At 49.3% G+C, this 23644-nt stretch carries 23 protein-coding genes and 2 pseudogenes; 14 read left to right on the top strand and 11 right to left on the bottom strand.

Annotated elements, in window-relative coordinates; translation table 11 throughout:
- Positions 1-54 precede the first annotated feature (54 nt).
- Positions 55-225: pseudogene (locus tag PN498_RS08620) on the top strand (allophanate hydrolase-related protein); the annotation flags it as partial.
- Between the two features lie 34 nt (positions 226-259).
- Here PN498_RS08620 and pdeM read toward each other — a convergent pair.
- Positions 260-907 (bottom strand): ligase-associated DNA damage response endonuclease PdeM, encoded by a 648-nt coding sequence (gene pdeM / locus PN498_RS08615; RefSeq protein ID WP_272062321.1) that lies wholly within the window; start codon positions 905-907, stop codon positions 260-262.
- Between the two features lie 94 nt (positions 908-1001).
- Here pdeM and PN498_RS08610 point away from each other — a divergent pair, with 94 nt between their 5' ends.
- From PN498_RS08610 to PN498_RS08585, 6 genes are all read left to right on the top strand, one after another.
- Positions 1002-1925 (top strand): isopenicillin N synthase family dioxygenase, encoded by a 924-nt coding sequence (locus tag PN498_RS08610; protein WP_272062320.1) that lies wholly within the window; start codon positions 1002-1004, stop codon positions 1923-1925.
- Positions 1926-2049: 124 nt separating this feature from the next.
- Positions 2050-2253, top strand: a complete 204-nt coding sequence (locus PN498_RS08605; protein ID WP_272062319.1) for a heavy-metal-associated domain-containing protein — start codon at positions 2050-2052, stop codon at positions 2251-2253.
- A 412-nt stretch (positions 2254-2665) separates the two neighbouring features.
- Positions 2666-4093, top strand: coding sequence for a hypothetical protein (locus PN498_RS08600; RefSeq protein ID WP_272062318.1), 1428 nt, complete (start codon positions 2666-2668; stop codon positions 4091-4093).
- A 34-nt stretch (positions 4094-4127) separates the two neighbouring features.
- Positions 4128-4310: a hypothetical protein gene (locus PN498_RS08595; protein WP_272062317.1), complete on the top strand. Its 183-nt coding sequence runs from the start codon at positions 4128-4130 to the stop codon at positions 4308-4310.
- Between the two features lie 125 nt (positions 4311-4435).
- A complete protein-coding gene (ureA, locus tag PN498_RS08590; RefSeq protein WP_272062316.1) occupies positions 4436-4738 on the top strand; it encodes an urease subunit gamma in 303 nt (100 codons plus the stop codon).
- A gap of 74 nt (positions 4739-4812) precedes the next feature.
- On the top strand, positions 4813-5124 hold the full coding sequence (locus PN498_RS08585) for an urease subunit beta (RefSeq protein ID WP_272062315.1): 312 nt from the start codon (positions 4813-4815) through the stop codon (positions 5122-5124).
- Positions 5125-5264: 140 nt separating this feature from the next.
- Here the strand turns inward: PN498_RS08585 and PN498_RS08580 are convergent, their stop codons facing one another.
- Both PN498_RS08580 and msrP read right to left on the bottom strand, forming a co-directional pair.
- Entirely contained in the window at positions 5265-6002 is a 738-nt protein-coding gene (locus tag PN498_RS08580; RefSeq protein WP_272062314.1) for a hypothetical protein, read from the bottom strand.
- A 193-nt stretch (positions 6003-6195) separates the two neighbouring features.
- A complete protein-coding gene (gene msrP, locus PN498_RS08575; protein ID WP_272062313.1) occupies positions 6196-7185 on the bottom strand; it encodes a protein-methionine-sulfoxide reductase catalytic subunit MsrP in 990 nt (329 codons plus the stop codon).
- 51 nt (positions 7186-7236) lie between these two features.
- Between msrP and PN498_RS08570 the strand changes: the two genes are divergently transcribed.
- The gene (locus PN498_RS08570; protein WP_272062312.1) at positions 7237-8118 is read left to right on the top strand and encodes a DUF72 domain-containing protein; all 882 of its coding nucleotides are present in this window, start codon (positions 7237-7239) and stop codon (positions 8116-8118) included.
- Here PN498_RS08570 and PN498_RS08565 read toward each other — a convergent pair.
- Together PN498_RS08565 and gap are read right to left on the bottom strand one after the other, a co-directional pair.
- The gene (locus PN498_RS08565; protein WP_272062311.1) at positions 8110-8892 is read right to left on the bottom strand and encodes a tryptophan-rich sensory protein; all 783 of its coding nucleotides are present in this window, start codon (positions 8890-8892) and stop codon (positions 8110-8112) included. The genes PN498_RS08570 and PN498_RS08565 overlap by 9 nt on opposite strands.
- A gap of 65 nt (positions 8893-8957) precedes the next feature.
- On the bottom strand, positions 8958-10010 hold the full coding sequence (gene gap / locus PN498_RS08560; protein WP_272062310.1) for a type I glyceraldehyde-3-phosphate dehydrogenase: 1053 nt from the start codon (positions 10008-10010) through the stop codon (positions 8958-8960).
- A gap of 162 nt (positions 10011-10172) precedes the next feature.
- On the opposite strand from gap, the gene PN498_RS08555 reads away from it, so the two are divergent.
- Complete coding sequence (locus PN498_RS08555) at positions 10173-10346, top strand: hypothetical protein (protein WP_272062309.1); 174 nt, start codon at positions 10173-10175, stop codon at positions 10344-10346.
- A 127-nt stretch (positions 10347-10473) separates the two neighbouring features.
- Here PN498_RS08555 and ftsH3 read toward each other — a convergent pair whose 3' ends face one another.
- Both ftsH3 and PN498_RS08545 read right to left on the bottom strand, forming a co-directional pair.
- Complete coding sequence (ftsH3, locus tag PN498_RS08550) at positions 10474-12315, bottom strand: ATP-dependent zinc metalloprotease FtsH3 (protein ID WP_272062308.1); 1842 nt, start codon at positions 12313-12315, stop codon at positions 10474-10476.
- 151 nt (positions 12316-12466) lie between these two features.
- The gene (locus PN498_RS08545) at positions 12467-13294 is read right to left on the bottom strand and encodes an aminotransferase class IV (RefSeq protein ID WP_272062307.1); all 828 of its coding nucleotides are present in this window, start codon (positions 13292-13294) and stop codon (positions 12467-12469) included.
- A 215-nt stretch (positions 13295-13509) separates the two neighbouring features.
- On the opposite strand from PN498_RS08545, the gene PN498_RS08540 reads away from it, so the two are divergent.
- From PN498_RS08540 to PN498_RS08530, 3 genes are all read left to right on the top strand, one after another.
- On the top strand, positions 13510-14292 hold the full coding sequence (locus tag PN498_RS08540; protein WP_272062306.1) for a TIGR01458 family HAD-type hydrolase: 783 nt from the start codon (positions 13510-13512) through the stop codon (positions 14290-14292).
- 192 nt (positions 14293-14484) lie between these two features.
- Complete coding sequence (locus PN498_RS08535; protein ID WP_272062305.1) at positions 14485-17079, top strand: M1 family metallopeptidase; 2595 nt, start codon at positions 14485-14487, stop codon at positions 17077-17079.
- Positions 17080-17191: 112 nt separating this feature from the next.
- Entirely contained in the window at positions 17192-17803 is a 612-nt protein-coding gene (locus tag PN498_RS08530) for a Uma2 family endonuclease (protein ID WP_272062304.1), read from the top strand.
- Positions 17804-17912: 109 nt separating this feature from the next.
- Here PN498_RS08530 and glpK read toward each other — a convergent pair whose 3' ends face one another.
- Positions 17913-19424, bottom strand: coding sequence for a glycerol kinase GlpK (glpK, locus tag PN498_RS08525; protein WP_272062303.1), 1512 nt, complete (start codon positions 19422-19424; stop codon positions 17913-17915).
- Between the two features lie 258 nt (positions 19425-19682).
- Between glpK and PN498_RS08520 the strand changes: the two genes are divergently transcribed.
- Together PN498_RS08520 and PN498_RS08515 are read left to right on the top strand one after the other, a co-directional pair.
- On the top strand, positions 19683-19979 hold the full coding sequence (locus tag PN498_RS08520; RefSeq protein WP_272062302.1) for a hypothetical protein: 297 nt from the start codon (positions 19683-19685) through the stop codon (positions 19977-19979).
- Between the two features lie 49 nt (positions 19980-20028).
- Positions 20029-20910, top strand: a complete 882-nt coding sequence (locus PN498_RS08515; RefSeq protein ID WP_272062301.1) for a DUF2267 domain-containing protein — start codon at positions 20029-20031, stop codon at positions 20908-20910.
- 154 nt (positions 20911-21064) lie between these two features.
- Here PN498_RS08515 and PN498_RS08510 read toward each other — a convergent pair whose 3' ends face one another.
- The 3 genes and pseudogenes from PN498_RS08510 to PN498_RS08500 all read right to left on the bottom strand — a co-directional run.
- Complete coding sequence (locus PN498_RS08510; RefSeq protein ID WP_272062300.1) at positions 21065-21997, bottom strand: ATP adenylyltransferase family protein; 933 nt, start codon at positions 21995-21997, stop codon at positions 21065-21067.
- Between the two features lie 66 nt (positions 21998-22063).
- Entirely contained in the window at positions 22064-22909 is an 846-nt protein-coding gene (locus PN498_RS08505; RefSeq protein WP_272062299.1) for a WecB/TagA/CpsF family glycosyltransferase, read from the bottom strand.
- 594 nt (positions 22910-23503) lie between these two features.
- A pseudogene (locus PN498_RS08500) lies at positions 23504-23644 on the bottom strand (IS4 family transposase); the annotation flags it as partial.

Here is a 23644-nt window from a genome sequence, read left to right as displayed (position 1 = left end):
TCGCGTTCAATAGGGGGGGCGATCGCTGTTGAAGTTTAGGATGTTCCGCTAGCAGGATTAGGAAAAATTTCAATGCAGGAATCCCTAGGGCTAGCGATAGGCAAGGTCAAACTAGCCGATGTTGAGGTGGTTCTAGGCGTCATCGACGAGATCATGACGGTCGATGGCAAACAGGAAATTACGAAATTCGGTGGCTGGAGAGCTTATTACAATCAGCTGATATGACGTAAGACAACTTGGAACAGGAGCAGCTCTGGACTTAGCCAAACGGGGTCACCACATCTTCAGCTACTACATAGGCCGTTGCATGGTGCCCGATCGCGACATCGTATCCGCCAGTAAACTCTCCAAATGACGGCAGGGTCAGGCGATTCAGCTGCTTCTCCCAGTAAAAGCAGGGCAATCGCAGGCGATCGCTGCCGCGCCCAATCCGCACACAAGGATGAATATGCCCGCAAATATTGACGCCAGACGACATCGGCAACGGTTCGTGGCTCAGCACCCAAGGCCCAAAATCAATCGGTGTTGTGTAGCAGGTCACCGAGAGCTGAGATAAGAAATCCAGCAGGCCGCGATCGTGGTTGCCCAGAATCAGATGAGCCTCCAGCTGCGTTTCCGCTAAAAACTTAAGCCAGCTATCAATCACTTCGTCAACCATGCCGACCTTCGCGTGAAACAGATCCCCGAGGATGAAAAGCTGCTGTGCACCTGTGCGATCGCAAGCCTGCCGCAACCGATTCAACGTCGCCTGATTCACCTGGCTTGAAATCGGAATGCCAAACCGCTGAAAGGTTTCCGACTTGCCCAAATGCACATCCGAGATTAGAAGCGCCTTTTGGTCAGGCAGATGAGCCGCTTTTTCAGGCAGCAATTCCAAGGACTGGTCGTGAATGACTAGCGTTTCCATAGCGATCGCAAAACGTCGTCTTTCACTGTGCCACAGCCTGTTGTTTTTAGGGATCAAAAGCGTATTCTGAAACAACACTCGACACGACGGCACCATGTCACAGACGATTCCAGTGCTGACCTTGACGGACTTTGTAAACGGGTCCGCGATTCAGCAGCGACAGTTCGTTCAAGAATTGGGCGAGGCTCTAGAGCAGGTTGGGTTTCTGGCCCTAACCAACCACGGCATCAGCGCGGAGTTGATCCAAGCTGCCTATGCCGCTGCCAACATACTGTTTTCCCTACCCGACCCGGTTAAGGCCGCTTATGAAGACCTGACATTGAAGGGCCAGAGGGGATTCACCGCCTTTGGACGAGAACATGCCAAATCATCTCCCCATCCTGACCTCAAAGAGTTTTGGCACATCGGACGGGAAACGGCGGTTCCTGGCAATCTCTGGCCTGAGGAAGTGCCTGCTTTTCGACCAGCCATGCTGACGCTGTTTGAACAGTTGGAGCAGTGCGCGAACGTGCTGTTAGAAGCCTGTGCCCTCTATCTGGACTTGCCCAGAGACTTTTTGCGAAACGCGACGATTGATAGCCCCACACTCTTGCGGGTGCTGCACTATCCCCCGATTCCAGCGGCAGCCTCTCCCGCCAGCATTCGCGCCGCTGCCCACGAAGACATCAATCTGCTCACAATCCTTTGTGAGGCAACGACTCCCGGACTGGAGTTGTTGCAGAACGATGGTACTTGGCTGCCGATCGCCGCCATTCCAGGACAGCTCATCGTTGACACGGGCGATATGCTGCAAAATCTAACCAACGGGCTGTTCAAAAGTACGACTCATCGGGTAACGAATCCAGAGAACGATCGCGATCGACGATTTTCTCTGCCCTTTTTCATTCATCCTCGCCCCGAAACGGATCTGTCCCCCTTGCCAACCTGCGTTGCTCGTACAGGCGGCCAGGCAAAATTTCCCAGCCAGACCGCAGGAGAATATCTCACCCAACGCTTAAGCGAAATTGGCTTGGGGTAAGTGATCGGGAGAATTGAAGAGCACATCCTGTAGAAACAATTTCGATGGTCGTTACGGTATGGGGATCCTGATGCTAGGTTACGATCTGGAACTAACAATAAGACGTCTCTAGAGCAGCAACACTATGACAACTTTGAACCTGACGATTCCTGATATGGCTTGCTCAGCTTGCGCTGACACCATTACAAAATCAGTGCACGCACTGGATGCTGCAGCAGTAGTGAACGCGAATACCGAAACAAAAGCGGTCACCATCTCAACCACGTCAGATCCAACCCAGGTGAAGCAGGCGATCGCGGATGCAGGCTACACCGTCGAAGCCGGCTAATAGCAATAAAATCCTGTCCCGCAATTACGACCAAGAAAAGCTTGTGCCGAAGTTTGCCATCCTTCCAGTTATAAGAAACCCACCTCAACCTCTCTCCACCAACCAATAACCAATAACCAATAACTGATAACCAATAACCAATAACCAATAACCAATAACCAATAACTGATAACTAATCATCACCAACTCTCTCCACCAACCACCAACTCTCTCTCCACCAACCACTAACCACTAACTACCAACCACCAACTCCCTCCCCCTTTGAAGCCAAACCCAATTTCCTTCCAACGAATGATGTAGGCAAATTCTGCGATTCATTACTGTGAGGGGTAAGTCAAGCCTTTTTGAATCCTCATGAAGGAGGCTTTACCGTCAATTGACCGCATAGGTTGTCAACATCGACATTGAAGAAATGGCGCAATCTCTATCAGACTCGTCGCATGATGACAATTCTCTCCAGTTAACGCGATGGAAGCATCGCTGGACGCAGAGTGTCACGCTCGTCATCTTGGTGAATTTGCTGCTCGTTATCTTTAATCTGACGTACTTACCGCTTCGCTCTGTCTACGCCACTTATTTTCCTCACCTCGTCAGAGTTTATGATCCGGTCAAAGGTGTTATCGCTAATCCAGTTACCGAAGCTTATCTGGACGAAATAGCGGAATTGCGATCGCATATTCGTCAAACCGGTTTGGCGAGTGAACAGACGCAGCGATCGCTAGCCAACTTACAGCAGCAAAGCACTGCGCTAATCGAAAACAATTTGTTCCAGAACGAACAGCAGGCATTTGCATTGGCTCAGCTAGAGCGGCGCATACAGCAGCTGACGGGGGCCAATTCCACCCGGGCAGCCTTTGAAGCCTTTTGGCAGGCAGAGTACATTCAGCAGAATGGTTGGCAAACAGTAGATGCCTTTCTGCAAACTCGAATCGAGCCGCTATTAGCGCAGAGCTATTACCGCGAAACTCTGCCATTGGGATCTCCAACTGACCATTTTTGGCGTATTGATCTACCATTCATTCTTTTTTTCGGCCTAGAACTGCTGATACGTACGTGGATGATCAGCCGTCACAACCCACGTGCTAGTTGGGGGAAAACTTTGCTGAGACACTGGTATGAATTGCCCTTGATTCTACCGTTTTGGCGTTTGTTGAGGATCATTCCTGCGATCGTTCATCTGCAACGCAGTCACTTCGTCAACGTTGCCAAGCTGCTAGGTCAAGTCACTCACGAACCCGCAGCCTATGCCTGCGATCGCCTAGCTCAATACATTATTCTTCGACTCATTAATCAAGGGCAAATCTTTATCCGTCAGGGAGCCATCTTAGACGTGTGGCGAAAGCCGGATGATTACACCCTCGTCGACAATGTGGATAAGGACCCTGACAAAGTTGACCAGGTGTCTGATCGTCTCTTACGCCTAGTTGTAATGCGGGTAATGCCGACCGTCAGACCTGATCTTGAGAAGCTGCTGCGCCATAGCTTGCAGCGAGCGCTGATTGGTAGCGACTTGTACGATGGTTTACGCCAGCTCCCCGGTTTCATGGGACTGCCGGAGGAAGCCCTGGACGGTATTGCCAGTTATCTGTCTGAGGCAACCTGCGAAATCTTAGCTAGCTCATACGCCGATGACGAAGGTCGACTTCTACTTGACCAGCTCAGCCACGATTTTCGCCATGCATTAGCCTACGAACTCCGCACACGGGCAAACTCGGACGAAGTTAGAATCCTTTTAGCCGATCTTCTAGAAGAATTTAAGGTTAACTATATTCAGAAGCCCCGCATGGAAGACCCGGAAGTTATGCTGCAAGAAGTAGAGCTATTGCAGCAAAAAGCTTAGTTGAACTTTTGACCTAAGCTACTTTGAAATAATAATGGGACGAATTCGGGAAAAAGCGTGCGATCGCTGTCAGACCACAACTTCCGTACTGTATCGAGTGCAGAGTGATGAGTCGGGGACTTGGCAGTTTGTGTGCGATCGCTGTTTGCCAGCCCTCAAAAATGACAATCCTCACTACACCTACGGCGGCACGTGGAAAGCACGTAAACGCCATTGATGGCAAATTATTGATTAGAAGCAGTTGTTTCGATCTTTGACAAACGTAAAAATCGGTTAATGACTTACAGCTGCTTCTCGAATATCAGCGTATCGTCAAACGTGGTGTTGTGAACTAGCGCTTTTATGCAACTATCGCCCCAAGAAAAGGACAAACTGCTGATTTTTACGGCTGCTCTGTTGGCTGAGCGACGTAAAGATAAGGGCCTCAAATTGAACCATCCTGAAACGGTTGCCTATCTCTCCGCCGCGATCTTAGAGGGAGCCAGAGAGGGACGTACTGTAGCAGACTTGATGCACTATGGCACGACGCTGCTCACTCGCGATCAGGTCATGGAGGGCGTCCCGGAGATGGTTGATGAAGTGCAAGTCGAGGCAACTTTTCCAGACGGCACCAAACTGGTAACGGTGCACAATCCCATCCCCTAGTACATCCTCCGATTCCCTATCTTTTCTACCGTTCCACCGTCTTTACTTTCCCTAAAATCTTCAAGGAGACCGTAATGATTCCAGGAGAACTGTTACCTGCCGATGGCGACATCGAATTGAATGCCGGACGTGAGACTGTGACCGTGACCGTTGCCAACTCTGGCGATCGCCCCATTCAAGTTGGCTCACACTTCCATTTCTTTGAAGTTAACAGCGCTTTGCAATTTGACCGCGAGCAAACCAAAGGAATGCGACTCGACATCCCGGCAGGAACCGCTGTACGGTTTGAGCCAGGCGATGAGCGAGAGGTAACACTGGTTCCCCTCGTCGGCAGCCGTCAAGTGTACGGATTGAATGCTCTTGTCAACGGCCCGTTGGATAGTTAGCACAGACGTAACCTGCGGACTTAGGGTGATTCACACAGCAATCCTAGACCGGTTAATCCAAACACAAGTCCCACCGCCTGTGAGAAGGGTCGGGGGAACTTCCAAGAGAATAAGCTTTCTTCTCTTGTCATCCTTTAAGGTCAAAAGTTATCAATATCATGGAGATGACCAATTAAATTTTGCATGGCAGCCATGAGAGCATTGCCACCCAAGATATAGGACGAATTTGCCACGATTGATTCCAATTGGGTGTTGCCAGCCAGCAGTCCAATCCCCAAAGTGGTCTGAAGGGTTCCCATGGCGAGGTCTCGTCGTCGTCGTTTCTTCTGTTTGCGGCTTAAAGGAATTGACTCCCAATATTCATGGGGAATAATCAGACTTAGTCTTAGAAAAATAGTTTTCAACTCGTCGCTGTTTGCAATAGGTTCGTCTTTGTCAGGCGTGTTCATAAAATGGGTCGTCAGCTTTTCAAGCGCTTTGCGTTTTACTGCAAGCGGATGAACGGTCCTCAGTTCCACGGTGACTAAAGACTCTGCGTCTTCGGTAAGCGTTTCACGAACATCTTCAGCTGAGAAGGTGTCTAGTGAGGTTGCTGACTGAATCAGATCATCGATTTCCTCAATAACGCTCTCTTTAGATAGATGGGCAAGTACTTTTCGCCTAGCCCGCTCTAGCTGTCGCGATCGCTCTTGAGGAGTTTTTCCTTTTTTCTTGAGCTGCCGAACTGATTTTCGCCACTCCTTCAGCGCTATCAGCAGCTCAGAAATATCCGACATGCCAAAAGACTCCGCTAAAAAGGGTTCATGAACTGTTTGCCGTTGGCAACGAACAATTCGCTGGTAGACGCAATGGCTAGAAACAAACGCAGCCTGTTTCACTTGTTCCTGCCATCACCTGATACCCCATATTGAGCAAAGCTTGTCATACTCGGGGCTGCCATCATTTAGCGCTCAAATGCTTTATTTTGAGAATGTTTCAGCCCCTAGCTGACAAATTGAGAACGAACGCAGCAAGGCTTGTGCCATAAGGCTTCTAGAATTGATTGATGATGCGCCCTAGAACCTGAACCAACTATGCATACAGATCAGCTACATACTCTCCGTAGCCGTTATAGATTATCGTAGGTTGTCGTTCCCAATCAAAGGGATTGGAATTGCTACCTACGATTTTTTCAGTGGCTTGAGACCAGCGGGGATGAGGAACCTCTGGTTCTACATTGGCTTCAAATTTGTATTCACTCGGAGCCAGCGTATTCCAATAGGTCGCCGGTTGTTCTGTTAGGAAGTCAATCTTGACAATGGATTTGCCGCCTTTGAAACCATACTTCCAGGGAACCACCATGCGAATTGGCGCACCATGTTGCTTGGGCAGGGTTCGACCATAGATACCGACGGCGAAAAATGCAAGTTCGTTCGCCATTTCTTCAATTCTTAATCCTTCGACATAGGGCCAAGGCAAATTCATGGCAAAGCCCCAAGCGGGACCGGGTGTAATTTCTGAATCGTAGAAAGAAGTAAAGCTGACAAATTTGGCGTCGCTGGTCGGTTCTACGTCGTCCATCAACGCTTTCATGGGAAAGCCAATCCAAGGAACAACCATTGCCCAGGCTTCAACGCATCGAAAGCGGTAGATACGTTCTTCTAAAGGAAAACGCTGGGTCAAATCATCCAAGTCGTATTTTTTGGGATTCTTGACCCGTCCACCGACTTCTACTGTCCAAGGATCCGTGGGTAGTTTTTGCGCATTAGGCCAAATGTTTTTGGTCCCCCCAAACTCATAAAAATTGTTGTAAGTGCTCGCGTACTGCTGTTCTGTGACTGCGCGACCCGCATCTTGAAAGTCCGGATTGGGTATCACGTTGTCGAGTGGATTACCTAAGGTTTGACGGAGTTCAGGAGCCATTGCGTTGGGACGCTGACATGCGCTCAAAGATACCGCAGACGCACCAATTCCTGCTCCAACTAGCGTTTTGATGAATTTACGACGGTTCCAATAGGCCCACTCCGGCGTAATGATGTTTTCCGATAGGTGCCAAGGTTTAGGGGTTCGTATAAAGCTCATAGGGCGATCGCACGTAAGCCACTTCCCTCTGATTGTTACACTTTTCCTACAATGAGCGGGGAAAAAGCCATGTTCTACCTTGGCTGTGCAGTGTGGGCCTTCAAAGACTGGGTCGGAGATTTTTATCCGACTGGAACGCGACCGGGAGATTTTTTGAAACTGTATGGCGATCGCCTAACAACCGTCGAAGGCAATACGACCTTCTATTCCATCCCAGAACCGACGACCGTTGATCGCTGGGCCGCACAGACTCCTGAGACATTTCGCTTTTGTCCTAAAATTCCTCGACTGTATTCTCACGGCGGTGAACTCATGCCGCATTTGTCAGAGTCATTGACATTCTTAAAGACAATGCAGCGTCTGAAGTCGCGATTAGGGCCAGTCTTTCTCCAGTTGCCGCCCAGCTACAGTCCAGCAGCACTATCAGACCTGACCCAATTCCTCACAGCTTGGCCGCGACAGGACGCCCCTATCGCAGTTGAGGTCCGCCATTTGGAGTGGTTTCAACCTGCCCATGCGGATCGTTTGAACACCCTGCTGAAACGGCTGGGTGTTGGTCGTGTTCTGTTGGATACGCGCACGATGTATGACGGTCAAGAGGAAGGGTTGCCCGATCCGCAATTGGCCTCGGAGCGGCGCAAACCGAACGTCCCGCTACAGCCGATAGTCACAGCAGACTTTTCAATCGTGCGGTATATCAGCCATCCCGATTTGAACTTCAATGAGCCTTACATCCTGAAGTGGATACCCTGTTTACAGGCTTGGCTAGAGCAAGGTAAAACGGTTTATCTCTTCATTCACTGTCCAGATGAAGCGCGATCACCTGCGATCGCGCGCTATTTTTACGAGACGCTTAAGCTCGCTTATCCAGACCTGTCGTCGCTACCGTGGGATGCTCTGGAGAAGCCAGCCGCGCAGCTCAGCCTATTTTGAAGCGGCTATCGCTCGAACTTTGAAGGCTGACAACACCAGCAAAATGATCGAAACGCCGAGCGCAGTCATCCAGATAGGCGGAATATCCGTATGGCGAATGGCGATCGCTATGTAGGCCCAAACAAAGACCAACGTGAAAGGAATGTCTCGACGAGTTTGAATCACAAAAAGTGCGATCGCTGCACTGACTAAAATCATGATCACAGTCCAGGGTGCGTCACCGAGTCCGCCATGCCAACCTAATGTGTAGAGGGCCGAGGCTACGTTGACGACTGTCGCGACCGAGATCCATCCTAGATAAATGCTGAAGGGATAGCGAACAAACCAGCGCCGCTGGCGATTAGCCGTTGTCCTATCTTGTCGCAGCGTTAGATAGACGCCAATCAGCGGAAATAGAATGGCTAACATCGCGAGAATGGATAGCCAAAAGAACTTCAGAGTAAAAAGATAAATCCAGAAAATTTGAGCGATGCAGGCGGTAATCAGCAATCCATCTACGCGACGGATGGTTTCGTCTTGCCGCTGATGGCGACCCAATTGATAAATGCCGTACGCAATCAGTCCTAAATAGATCAGGCCCCAGATAGCAAAGGCATAGTTAGCGGGGGTGATCAACACTCCCGACAGAACTGTATTGGCGATCTCACCGACATTCTCGCCGCCTGGAGGATAAAAGTTAGAAAGCGTGTTGATAGTGAGAGTCCCGATAATCGCAAGAAGCGTGGCGATCGCGAGTCCCCAGCCTGACGATGTATTTTGCTGACGTGTATCCATACGGCCCATACCTCGTGTGCTCGGAGCATGGTCATGACCATGCTCCTTCGATTAAGTGGCGATCGCTACACCATTGCAGGGATCTGAATGCCACTTAAAATACCTTCCTGTTGAGCCATGTACAGCATGAGATCAACGACTCGACAGGAATAGCCCCATTCGTTGTCGTACCAAGAGACAACTTTGAAGAAATTAGAATTCAGTTCCATGCCGGCACCTGCATCAAAGGTGCTGGAGTGGGGATCCGTGACAAAGTCAGTTGAGACCACTGGCTCTTCGGTGTATCCCAAAACGCCCTTCATGGGGCCTTCAGATGCTGCTTTCATCGCCGCACAAATCTCGTCGTAGCTTGTAGCTTTGTCCGTTCTAAAGGTGAGATCGACGACGGAAACATCGGGTGTAGGCACCCGGAAGGCCATACCTGTCAGCTTGCCCTTGAGTTCTGGCAGAACTAGCGTAACGGCTTTGGCAGCTCCAGTAGAGGCTGGGATAATGTTCTGTCCTGCCGAGCGACCGCCTCGGAGATCTTTTTTGCTGGGACCATCCACCGTGGGCTGAGTGGCTGTGGAAGCGTGAACGGTAGTCATCAGACCTTCTGCGAGACCAAAGTTGTCTTGGATAACTTTCGCGATCGGTGCTAGGCAGTTTGTGGTGCAGCTGGCATTGGAGACAATCTGATCGGTTTCAGGGGAATAGGTTTCGTGATTGACGCCAATTAACAGCGTCGGAATCGCATCTGGATCTTTGGTCGGAGCTGAGAGAATAACGCGCTTCGCTCCGGCGTCTAAATGCTGCTTAGCACCGTCGTATTTTGTGAAAAGTCCAGTGGACTCCACTACATAATCTGCACCTAAATCACTCCAAGGCAGCTCAGAAGGATTGCGGACGGCCATAGTGGGAATGAACTTGCCGTCTACCTCAATGCCGTTTTCTTTAGCGACAACAGTACCTTGATAGCGTCCGTGAGTTGAGTCGTATTTCAAGAGGTAAGCCAGGTTCTCAGCGGGAACCAGGTCGTTAATGCCAACAAATTCAATATTAGGGTTCTTGATGGCAGACCGAAATACCAAACGACCAATGCGACCAAAACCGTTAATTCCGACTTTTAAGGTTGCCATAACGTAGAGAGTGTCCTTTGAAATAGGTGTGCAAAGGTCAAGCAGAGTCAGGCCTATAAACCTAAAACGCCTTTCATTGCCCTTCATGAAATCACGCCGAATCTAAAGAGCGGTGATCCCTTGCTTTTCTTTCAAGGTTGGTTGGACAGAAATTTACGAAGTGTGAACAACACTTCTATCAATACACATTCTGAAGGGAATGACCTCTCTCTTGAGAGCGATCGCCAGACTGATAGAGCCGTTGCAAGTTCCGCTCGTCAAGACGGCGAACCATCTGATAACACGTTTAGCACCCAAATGCTGTTGGGTGCTAAACCTACCTGGCTAACGCTATGAAAGCCTCAATATGTAGGTCAGAAGTCTTCTCAAGTGGACGTCAGCAAAAAGGAGGTCCCCGAAGGAACCTCTCAAACAATGCCATTCAATCCGGCTAATAATCAGGCGTGAATGCTAGCTATGGCATCTATGCCAAAGGAGCCATCTTCACGGCACTGGTTGTCAGCAGATCTTGAAGCTCTTCAGCATCCACTGTTTCCTTCTCAACCAGCATGCCTGCTAAGCGATCTAGCACTGCACGGTTCTCAACTAGAACCTGCTTGGCGCGGGCATAAGCCTGATCAACCAGTTGACGAACTTCGGAGTCGATGATGGATGCAGTCTCCTCAGAGAAGTCACGCTCTGCGGTGATGTCGCGACCCAAGAACATATTCCCTTGTTGACGACCCAGGGCAACAGGACCTAATTTACCGCTCATCCCAAAGCGAGTGATCATCTGGCGGGCAACACGAGCAACCTGCTGAAGGTCATTGGATGCGCCTGTGGTCACCTCTTCGTTGCCATAGACGATTTCTTCAGCAATACGGCCACCTAGAGCAACGGCCATCTGGTTCTGCAAGTAAGCGCGAGAATACAAACCAGACTCTAAGCGCTCTTCGCTGGGTGTGAACCAAGTCAAGCCACCAGCTCGACCGCGAGGAATGATGCTGATCTTTTGAACGGGATCATAGTCCGGCATGAGTGCGCCGACCAAAGCATGACCTGCTTCGTGGTAAGCAACAAGCTCTTTCCGCTTTTCACTCATCACGCGATCTTTCTTCTCAGGACCCGCCAGGACGCGATCAATGGCGTCGTTGACTTCGTCCATTGAGATTTCAGTCAAGTTGCGACGAGCCGCTAAAATGGCTGCTTCGTTCAGCAAGTTCGATAGATCGGCGCCCGTGAACCCAGGCGTGCGACGAGCAATCTTATCTAAGTCAACGTCCTTCGCAAATGTCTTGCCACGGGCGTGTACCTGGAGAATCTCGGAACGACCAGCAAAATCAGGTCGGTCAACCACAACTTGACGATCAAAACGACCTGGACGCAGTAGTGCAGAATCGAGCACGTCAGGGCGGTTAGTTGCAGCAATGATGATGATTCCAGTGTTGCCCTCGAAACCATCCATCTCAGTCAGCAACTGGTTCAGGGTTTGCTCACGCTCATCATTGCCGCCGCCTAGACCGGCACCCCGTTGACGACCAACTGCGTCGATCTCGTCAATAAAGACAATACAAGGAGCGTTGTTTTTCGCTTGCTCGAACAAGTCGCGAACACGAGACGCGCCGACACCGACAAACATCTCAACAAATTCAGAACCCGAAATCGAGAAGAAAGGAACACCTGCTTCTCCAGCAACAGCTCGTGCTAGCAAGGTTTTACCCGTTCCAGGAGGACCCACTAGCAATACACCTTTAGGGATCTTGGCTCCAACGGCAGTAAAGCGGTCAGCATTCTTCAAGAAGTCAACAACTTCAGTCAGCTCTAGCTTGGCCTGCTCAATACCCGCAACATCGCCAAAGGTAACCTGAGTCTGAGGCTCCATTTGGACACGGGCCTTAGACTTCCCAAAGTTCATGGCCTGGTTGCCAGGGCCACTTTGCGCTCTGCGAAGGACAAAGAACAAAACAACTAGCAGCAGTACTGGAATGAGTAAAGTGCTAAACAGTCTGACAACAACGCTGTCATCGTTTTGAGGGAAAACAACAATGTCAACGTTGTTGTCTTCCAGGGTCTTGAATAAATCAGGGTCGCTGGGGAGATTCACAGTGACTTGACTGCTGCCGCTGGGATCAGTAAAGCGGGCACGGGTGCGGTCAGCGCTGATGCTTACTCGTTCGATGCGATTGTTTTCAACAGCATCGAGGAAGCGACTGTAGCGCCAAGACTGAGTTTCTTGACCTGAATTATCGAAAATTGCCGTTGCTAAGGCGATGACGACTACGACAAGTAGTGCGTAAAGCCCCGCATTTCTCCACCGCTTATTCACGGAGTCATGCCTCCAAACACATCAGTAAAGGGGTTGCTTCTTCTATCTTGCGACTTTTTGAAGCCAAAGTCTTGAATTTTGGGTTCGCTATAAAACAGCAAAGTTTACGGAAAGAACAAGTATTAAATAATGTTAACCGATTTTCAGAATATCAGTCAGTGATAGACTGCCAGGCCTGAATCAATTGAGCGGATTTTCTATGATCTGGATTGTAGTTCACAGATGAAGCTCCTTGCAGGACGGTGTGGATTGGCGCGACTTCTACAACGCTATTGGTATACGCCAAGAACGTGAAGCGTCGAACGATCGCAGCTGTCCACGGCTGGATACAGACAGGCTGATGCTGAGCTTGTAACCCTTGCAGAATGCGCGATCGCATTACTCCGGGCAGAATTCCAATCGCTAACGGCGGCGTCCACCATTGCCCCTCAGACCAACCCCATAAATTGCCTGTGCTTGATTCTAACCAATGGCCTTCCGCGTCGATCAGGATGGCTTCTTGGGCACTTACACCTTTGGCCGCCTGCAATGCTAGCCAACAGCCCAAATAGTTGCCCGTTTTGTGCCCTGGCAACACACGGCTATAGCTGGCATCGGCCACCCAAGCCGTGATGCCGTCCTGTTGTAAGACGGCCAAATGGGTAGGCAGCGATCGCCCCATAATCCACTCTCGTCCATCGGGAAATATCGTCACTCGCAGCACAGGGTAAGTCTCAGCCAAAATCTCTGCGCCTTGGCGTATGCGTCCCCAATCAGGAAGACGCCACTGAAAAGCCGCTAGCGATCGCGCTGTTCTATCGATATGCTGCTGCCATGCTGTCCAAGGATGGTCGAGCGCCTTGTTATACACGCGCAAAGTCGTGAAAATTGTTGCCCCATAGAGCAGTCCCGGATCGTGAAGGGGCAAATTGATCGTGGACCCTGTGTGTAATTGCCCGTTATACCAATAGGGCATGTCCGTCTTTGCCAAAGCCTCCATATCCTGTTCCTCAAATGTCTTCCTATGCTCCTCTACCTTTGAGGGTTTATGTCCAGCTTTATGGGTCTTTTATTGATCCCCTGGCTATTTCAAACCTCGAATTCTCCAAAATATCGTCGTTAAGATAGCAAACAGTAAACCGTGCGCCACTTTATTACGGGCTATCTCGCTACGCTGCAAGGAAGTAGTGGCGGCACATTAGCAAAGGGGATTTCATGCTACCGGACGGCCTTAAGAACGTGAAGGGACTCTTGCTGGACCTCAATGGCGTCTTCTACGTTGCAAATCGGACGCTACCAGGAGCACAGGAGGCGATCGCCGCACTTCAGCGCAGCGGATTTCCCTATCGCTACGTGACTAACAACACCACTCAGTCCACTGACTCCATGAGTTTGAGCCTCCAGGAAATGGGGCTATCGGTAGAGCCGTCTCAAATTATGACAGCGGCTTATGCAGCAGTGCTGCATCTGCGTCAAATGGACAATCCTAAGATCTATCCGCTCATTACAGACGATGCCAAACAAGACTTTGCCGAATTCACATGGTCTGATACCGATGCTGACGTGATTGTTATTGGCGATATTGGTGACGACTGGAACTATCGCCTGATGAATCGGGCTTTCCGACTCGTCATGAAAGGTGCACAGATGATTGCGCTGCATCGAGGTAAATATTGGCAGTGGGAGGCCGGTATTCAGCTTGACATTGGGGCATTTGTCACTGGTTTGGAATACGCTACCGACCAAACTGCGATCATTGCGGGAAAGCCCAACCCTTTCTTTTACAAAATGGCGCTAGGGGATCTGGGCTTGGCGGCGGCAGACGTAGCCATGATTGGGGACGATATTGAAGCGGATGTCAAGGGTGCTCAAAACATTGGTCTCAAAGGTGTTTTGGCAAAAACGGGGAAATACCGACCTGAGTTAATCGTCAAGGCTGAAGCTAGCCCTGATGAAGAAATTACAGGAATTGGAGCGATCGCAGACTGGTTTAGCTAACCTTCGGTATCTTTTTGAAAGCTATTGCCTCAGTAAAGCTACAGAAGCGATTACTAACGAACAATACATCCGCTCTATGCTGATTCTGCGCTTACCGTGTAAAACGCAAGCGCTACCCTGGTAAACAGACTCAATTTCAGTCCTTTCAGTTCATCTATTGCCCGCACTCAAAGTCCTCCAAGGAATCTTGTTATGTCGAACATCTATCGCTTTGATACCGAAACACCTAAGCACAAATCCTTTGAGTTGCCAGGGGCACGTCCTCACTACACGCCCGATCGCCCCGGTCAAGTTGACCATATTGCTCTCGACTTGATGCTGGATATCCCTCAGAAGCGCTACAAAGGGACTTGTAGAATTAACCTAACGCCTGTCCGCAGTGGCATTGAGCATTTGGTGCTAGATGCTGTTAACCTGCGCATTGATTCTGTGATGGTCGGCAACTTGTCTCAGTCATTCGATCATGATGGTGAGCAACTTCATGTCGCCCTCAGCAATCCCACAACTGCGGGCAAAACGATTGAATTGGCGATCGCTTACCACAGTGATAATCCCCAACGAGGACTTTATTTTGTAGCACCGACTGAGGCGCAACCAGGCAAGCCTATCCAAGTATGGACACAAGGAGAAGACGAAGATTCTCGGTATTGGTTTCCCTGCTTCGATTATCCTGGTCAGCTGGCCACAAGTGAAATTCGGGTTCGGGTACCTAAGCCCTATCAGGCTATTTCCAATGGAGAACTGGTTGAAACATCAGAAGAAGGTGACTCCAAAATTTTCCACTGGGTGCAAAAGCAAGTGCACCCCTCTTATTTAATGACCCTAGCCGTGGGTGACTTTGATGAAATTCGCGATGAGTGGGACGGAATTCCCGTCACCTACTACGCGCAAAAGGGGCGTGGAGAGGATGCTCAGCGAACGATGGGTAAGACTCCTGAAATGTTGCAGTTTTTCAGCGATCGCTTTGGCTATCGCTATGCCTTCCCAAAATACGCCCAGGTCTGCATCAAAGACTTCACCTTTGGCGGCATGGAAAACACGTCCTGCACGCTGCTCACGGATCGCTGCCTATTGGACGAACGAGCCGCTTTAGACAACATAAACTCTGAAATGTTGGTAGCCCACGAGCTGGCTCACCAATGGTTTGGAGACTTGCTGGTCATTAACCACTGGTCTCATGCCTGGGTCAAAGAAGGCATGGCAACTTACTCAGAAGTGCTGTGGACCCACGACCAGTATGGTGCAGACGAAGCCGCTTACTATCGACTAGGTGAAATGCAGAGCTATTTGTCCGAAGACAAGAGCCGCTATCGCCGTCCCATGGTGACCAACATCTATCGGGAACCGATTGAACTCTACGATCGCCACATCTATGAAAAGGGTGCTTGTGTCTATCACATGATTCGCACTGAACTAGGCGATGAGCTGTTCTGGCAGGCAATTCACGGCTTCGTTAACAGGTTCGCGCACAAGACTGTCGAAACTCTTGACCTGATTCGCACCATCGAAGAAACAACTGGGCGCAATCTACGCTTCCTATTCGATCAGTATGTGTATCGGGGTGGTCATCCGGACTTCACGGTGGCCTACCGATGGGACGCTGAAAGCCATTTGGCAAAGGTGACGGTGACGCAGACTCAAGCCAAAGCAGGCGACAAAAGCAGCCAGAGCGGTTTGTTTGATTTGCGAATTCCCATCGGGTTTGGCTATGTGGAGGGCGATCACGTCACGGTGCAACCCACCACGATCCGTATTCACGAGCAGGAACAAGCTCTCTATTTCTCACTGCCGCAAAAACCTGACTTCATTAGTTTTGACGTTGGCAATCACTACACTAAAACTGTGAAACTTGAGTATCCCTTACCGGAACTCAAGGCTCAGCTCAAGCATGACCCTGACCCGATATCACGGGTGTTTGCGGCTGAGGCGATCGCTCAAAAAGGGGGTCTTGAGGCTGTTCAAGCACTGGCCGAGGCCCTAACTCAGGATTCTTTTTGGGGAATTCGAGCCGAAGCCGCCCAGCGCCTAGCTGAACTCAAGCTTGACCAGGCAACGGCAGCCCTCTTACAAGGTTTACAAGACACCCATCCTAAAGTTCGTCGGGCGGTTGTCACTGCACTCGGCACGATCAAGACCCCAGAAAGCTATCAAGCATTATCAGAACTCGTTCAAGCGGGAGATGCCAGCTACTATGTCGAGTCTACAGCGGCTCAATCATTAGGCGATGTCGGTGCGACAAAACTTCCTGGTATTCCCGATACGTCTGAAACTTTGGTACTTCTCCAGACGCTGCTTAAAGAGCGGGCAGGCTGGAACGAGGTCGTTCGCTCCGGAGCACTCAGCGGTGTCAGCCGGTTCAAAACCTCTGAAGCAGCTTTGGAAATAATTGTCCAATACACTGAGCCAACGGTTCCATCCATGCTGCGTTTAGGGGCTGTTCGGGCTTTGGGCAAGATTTCTACCGGACAAACTAAAGCCAACGTCGAGCGCATTCTGGAACAGCTAGAAGCTATCTCACGGGAACCTCAGTTCACTACGCAAATGACTGTTATCTCCGCCCTCGGCATGATGGAAACCGCTGGTGCTGTGGGTGTTTTACAGGGCATTGCTGATCATATTGACGATGGTCGGGTACGGCGGCGGGCTGAAGAAGCCGTACAGCGCGTGCAAAAGAAACTTGAGAAGGATGCTGCGATCGAAAAACTTCAGCAAGATTTAGAGGAAGTCAAAAAGTCGAACCGAGAGCTGAAAAGCCGCTTAGAAGAGTTAGAGGCGAAAGGGAAGTAGGAGGCTAGAAGCAGATGATACAAGTCGCCGTTAGATTCTCGTTGCCATGTATTGAGGCAAGGCTCGCTATGTATCTGATGCCCAAACAACTGCGCCTGTTGGCGAGAAACGTATGACTTTTCGTGCTCTCGACTGGCAGGCATTTCAACAAATTCGAACATTGTTGACCGAGCGGTCCCACGCTCGGTTTACCTACGATGACGGAATTTTGGAAATCACCACGCCGTTAGAAGGCCATGAGCGATTTGCTCGATTGATTGAACTCTTCATCCGCATCTTGGTTGTCGAAATGGGTCTAAAGATGAAATCCATGGGGTCTACAACGCTTGAACGGCAGGATCTTTTCAAAAGTGCTGAACCTGACAATGGTTACTACATTCAAAACTATCCTTTAGTTGCTGACCATGAGGTCAATCTAGCGCTTGATCCGCCTCCAGATCTCGTGGTTGAGGTCGATAGCACTCACACAGATATCAACAAAAACAGTCTTTACGCCAGTATGGGAGTCCCTGAGTTCTGGCGTTTTGATGGCCGCGAGTGGACGATTTTGTGTTTATCAGATAATCAATATTTTGAGCGCGATCGCTCCCCGACCTTCCCGGTTGTGACAAAAACAGACTTCTATCGCTTCTTGGAGATAGCTTTAAGCGATGAAGTTGCCGCTGAGGTGGAATTTCGTCAGTGGGTACGCAATCAGCAAGTCGATTCTGAAAATTCGCTGTGACTAGCATCAATTATTCATGGTGCTGCGCAACACTCTCAACAAGAACAATAGGATTGTCAGATCCCCGTTTTTTTGGGGATCTGAGCGCTAATTTTTAGAGCAACTGGGACTACGACTCGACCCAATTTTTAGCTCGATCAACTGCCTTTTTCCACATAACATAGTTATCTTGCGCGTGAGTGGCGGCGGCTCCCGGTTCAAACACCTGATCGATACCTCGACTATCAACCAGCGACCGATAGTCTTTCCAAATGCCAGCCGCTAGTCCAGCTGCAAAAGCGGCTCCCTGAGCCGTTGTATCTTGCACAGCGGGACGCTCAATGGGAATACCTAATACGTCTGCCTGAAACTGCATCAGGAAGTCGTTTTGACAAGCTCCACCATCGACCTTGAGCTGTTTGATAGCCGTTTCGCTGCTGGAATTGATGACGTCTACAACTTCTTTGACCTCATAGGCGATCGCCTCCAGCACGGCCCGCACCATGTGTTCCCGCTTGACGCCGCCCGTGATGCCCATAAACGAACCGCGAGCGTTCATGTCCCAATGAGGTGCTCCCAAACCACTCAGCGCTGGAACAAAATAGACACCGCCATTGGTCCCAATTCTTTTTGCCAACGGCTCGGTATCGGCAGCATGGTTGATGACCCGAATGCCGTCCCGCAACCACTGGATACAAGCTCCTGCCGTAAACATCGCACCTTCGATCGCATAGCCAAATTTAGACTGATTGCCATTGGCCTCCGACCAAGCAATGGTTGACAGTAGCTCATGGTTGGTCCGAGCAATCTCGTTGCCCGTATGAGCGACAAGGAAGGCACCTGTGCCATAGGTACATTTGAGTGCGCCTGGGCGATCGCATCCGTGGCCAAAAAGCGCTGCTTGCTGGTCTCCCAACACAGACATGATAGGGACTTCGACCCCTAAGAATTCAGGATCGGTATAGCCGAACAAACCTAGGCTAGGCTTGACTTCAGGCATAATTTGGGCGGGAATGCCAAACATATCCAATAGCACCGGATCCCAGTCATGCTCTGCCAGATTAAGCAACATGGTTCGACTCGCGTTGCTATGGTCAGTGGCATGAACCTTACCTCCGGTTATATTCCATAGCACCCAACTATCCACGGTGCCGGCTAGGGTTTTTTCTAAGTAAATGGGGGGATCAGAATAGCCTTTAACGTGGTCTAGTAGCCATGCCAGCTTCGTGGCGGAAAAGTAGGCATCCAGTACAAGACCTGTGCGATCGTAAATTTCATCAGCTTTTCCCTGTGCCCTCAAGCGGTTACACATAGGCGCTGTACGTCGATCCTGCCAAACAATTGCATTATGGTGCGGTCGTCCGGTTTCCTTGTCCCAAAGCAGACAAGTCTCTCGCTGCACCGTGAGACCAATTGCGGCCAGATCTTTAGCCTGAATTTTGCTCTTCTCCAGAACGCCCTTGGCAGCCCATCGAATGTCATCCCAGATTTCCCTAGCATCATGTTCTAACCAGCCGGGTTCAGGATAATACTGAGTCAGTTCTTTATAGGATTGGGCAACAACCTGCCCGTCCTTATCAAAAATAATCGCACGGTTACCCGTAGTGCCCAAGTCGAGGGCCATGATATAAGAGGCTGTCATGACTTTTCACTAGTAATCTTCATAACAGGACTATTGCCTGTACCTATCAGCTTTCAACGGAAGCCCTAACTTCAACCAGGAATTTAACATTGCTTCAGATCTCACCACCTTTCTACAGCAGGATCGAGATTTAAACGTCTAGAAAATGCTTCTTTCGGTCGAGATAGCTACTGGATGTCTACTTCCTGAGAGGGTTAGAAGCATCAAGCGTCACTCTGTAATGTGTAAATGATTTTGATAAATGTTACAGAGAAATTTATGGCGAACAAAGGCACTGACCAGAATTTCAACGCTGGGAATCCTCAAGAAGCTGAACCTGGCAAGGGCGCTAGTGGGCAGCAGTGGGCTGTTCAGACCGCTCAGAGAACTGATGTGAATGACCCTGAAGCGGAAATTCCTTCCAACGTTGATGTGGAGCAAAACAAAGCTCAGATTGAGGCGGTAGCTGAGCAGGAAGAAGGAAAGCTGCCCACTACTCATGGCTATGTAATTGATGAGTCCGGCAACCTCGACAACTTTGCAGTTGAGCCGCCAATGCAAGTAGTTGAAGACTAGGCGATCGCTTCCATTCACCTAAGTCAAACGTAGAAACTAGAGAGGTATTATGCCAATTGCGATTCGAGACGATGCAGTTTACGTCATTTTGAAGAAGATTAACGACGCGAACCAGGGTCAACCAGCGGAAGATATTAGTTTTTCAAAGACTGATTTCGTTGGCATGGATATGGATAAGTCGGACCTGTTGGGTCATTTGGACTATCTGAATCAAAAGCAATACATCGAAGCTGAATTCAGCGGCAACGCTTATGGCAATCAGGAGGATGTTCCGAGTGTTGTCAATCCTGATGAGGTGAACCTCCGAGTTGCTAATACTTATGGTGCTGAGGACGGTCCCCTACCTCATTTAGTAGCCTTTGAACGAGCAGAGTTGACTGAGAAAGGGCGTGAAATGCTGGCGGATATGAATGCCAATCCGCCCAAAAATATGGACAGTGGGCCGAAGGTACCGCTTCCCAATCAGCATATGTCTTTCATTGAGAAGGTTATGACTAAGGGGGCTTTGACAGATCCTTACGATGCCCGAGACATTATTGAGGTTGTCTTTCGCGTCATGCGCGACGTTATGACTACGGCAGAGGCTGATCGGATCGAAGCGGAACTGGGCAAAGAAGATGTTGTTGACGACGCAAAGGACAAGTCTTTACACGTTGAGGTCGCTGATCTTTGGCACGACACGAACCCAATCGTTGGCTTTTTGAGCCGCCTAAGACCTCCTCTCAAAGGCCAAGCTCCCTTCGGTATTGACTCAGACTTGTTTTTGTCACGAGTGGATAACGAGGGCGCTGTGCCACCGACGACTAATAGCGCAATCGTTACACGCGCTGTTTTCTCTGCGACTAAAGATGAATTGTCGAAGGAGCGCATCGAGGAAATTGCCAATTGGTTACCGGAAGGTAAGGTCAAGGCTCTTTGGCAAGAGGCTTAGACCGTATGGCATTTCCGTAGGAAGGGTTATTTATAGGGCGAGATCGGTCTTTCCAAGAGCTTGGACCCGCCCTATTAGTCCTTTCCTAGAGGAGAAGGCACGGATTTTTGTACTCGAATTGACGTTACTAAATTTGGCCAAAGATCCATAAGAATCAATTAGCTTTGGCGTTCTCTTTGAATGGCATAGTGGGTGCTGACTGTCCTACTTCTTGCAGAAGCATCATTGGTCCTATCTGCTGTAGCCGTCTCAAATCATCTTCATCTTTGACTAATAGCCACCCACCGTAACCTAGGCTGTTGACACCGATACCTTCGTAACTGGCCCGCGATCGCCGAACTCCCATCATCCATTCACGAGTCACCAGCAGGTTGTAAGGGGCGTCCGGTTGGGCTGCTTCTAAATCGATGGTCAAGTCGGCCATGATCTGGCGGTAAGTCTCCAACAGTGACGCAGCAATTGTGCTTAAGTTGTCAGGATGCCAAGGCACTGACAGCAATCGTACGCTGTGCCAAAAGGGAAGCACGGGTAAAGTATTGGTTGCTTTCACCGTGTCGTGATGTTGTTCAATGGCAGTGGCGATTGGCAAAGTCTGACTGTTGGTGCTGAAAGGAACCAATTGCAGGTGTTTATGGTGCTGACTAGCTCCAGCGTCCGTACCGCCGTTGTAAAACCCTAATCCTTCAATCTCAGTTAGACAATAGGCGAGAGCCTCAAAGTCTTCTCCGGTTAACCAGGCCTGCTGAGAGACATATTCGCGAGTCACCATTAACAGATGGTGATCAACGACATTAAATTTGTTAAGTAAGCAAACATGGGACGCTGACAAATCTGCCACGAACAGATTGGGGTCGTACGGCAAGAAAGGATTGAACGGTTTCGAAGAAGATTTTGGTTCTTGGGCCTGCTTCGCCTTCTCTTTTCGGGCAATACTGTCCACTATCCTGACTAAAAAGATCAGAAAATTTTCGGTAAGCTCGCAGTTGTGAGTTGAGATCGGCTCAAGTGCTCCACTCTCTAATGCCTGTTGAGTTGTTTGAAGCACCAGTTGCCAGAGTGAATCAGAAGCAGGGGAAGAAGTAGCCATACTCTTCGAAGAACATTAAAGCGATCAGCACACCAGTATAGCCATATACCTGGCAGCCGCTTGATTTTAGCTTTGCCGAGCAAAGGGTTCTTTCCGAATCATCGACCAAAAGCGGCGTGCAATCAAACCCATGAAAATGAAGTTGCCAACGGTATACCGATACCAAAGTCGTCTGGGTTCAACCAGCAATCTCCACAACCACTCTAACCCTACATAGCGTATAGCGTAAGGTGCTCTGGGAACCCGCTTTGCTAGAAAATCGAATAATCCACCAACACCAACACAGGTAATGCCTGGCAAGTCCTTAGCGTTTTCATCAATCCAAAGCTCTTGCATGGGAACGCCCATAGCAACTAAAAGTATGTGCGGTTTAGCATTCCTAATTTTTTCCAAAACAGCTTCTTTTTCGTTGGGTTCGTAATATCCGTGTTGCAGACCGACAATCCGTAAGTTGGGATACGCCTGTTTAAGATTTCGCGCGACTTCCCCTGCAACACCTGGCTTAGCGCCCAATAGATATACGGAAAGCTCTTTAGCTTCTTCCATGCCAAATAAAGCAGGAATTAAATCAGTTCCGTTCAAGTTAAATCTGATGGGTCTACCCAAAAGGCGACTTCCCCAAAGGACTCCGCTACCGTCTGGCAAGAGTAGATCTGCGCAGGTTAATGCTCTCTTAAATTCAGGTTGACGTTGACTAGTGACAACAGTATGGGCGTTGACAAAATAAATGCGACCAGACTGTCTTTTAAGACAGCGATCCAGCAATAGCCTTATTGCCTCTGCCTGGGTCATTTTCTGTAAGGGCAACTGCAAAAATTCAATAACACTACTTTTAGAAAAGGAATTGGAAATTTGGCGTGCTTGAGATGTTAGCACTGCCTTTCGAAATTCTTTGTACTCTGGAAATGCCATTGATCGAGCAACCTTCCGACTAAGATTCTGAGGAACCACAGCAGCTGAACATGCACTTCATCATTAGAAGAGAAGAGATAATATATGTTCAGAAAAAATTCAAGAATTTGTGCAGCTATTATCGAAAAGCTTGAAAGCTTCGCGTCTTACTGACAGTACAAGTAAAAAGGTAGATGCTAGAAATAAGATGCTTTAACAACAAATTAGTAGATCTACAGGACTTTTGACTTCTTTGATAAGCTTGACTTTACGATAAAAATATACAAGCTCTACTTGTATATTTTTTTAATAGCCCTCAAATAATTTCTCCGGGCAATAGCCTACGTGGCCCAACGGCAAGACTGTCGGCGTCACCGTGGTTTAAAGTTGAGAGGTCTATCAGGCCCAATGAAGACTGGTTCTTCGGGTATTCTCTTCGACAATAGTCGGCTGAGATTTTCTCAATGAAGTTTTCGTCGTAGAGGTTGCCTCAGTACTCACGAATCAGTGTATTTCTTGTTGTCTGAATACAGTATTTTCCGGACTGACTTAAGCAGAGGCTACTACGTATAAGTACGTAGACCTAGAATTCTGTTTCCTTAATATCTTCTGGATCTAAGTACAGGACAAAAGTTTCAACGTGTGGCGAAAGTCATCTTCAAAGAGTGGAGAGGGATTGAGCAAGAGCTGTCGAAGATAATCGAATCCTAAGCGAAAAAGACTCTTGGCTCGACGACCATGTTTTTTGATAGCAAT

Origin of the sequence: Oscillatoria sp. CS-180 (assembly GCF_028330965.1) — a bacterium.
Taxonomy (GTDB): domain Bacteria; phylum Cyanobacteriota; class Cyanobacteriia; order Phormidesmidales; family Phormidesmidaceae; genus Halomicronema.
The sequence above is the reverse complement of the archived record's forward strand: the minus strand, read 5'-3'. Positions and strand labels throughout refer to the sequence as shown.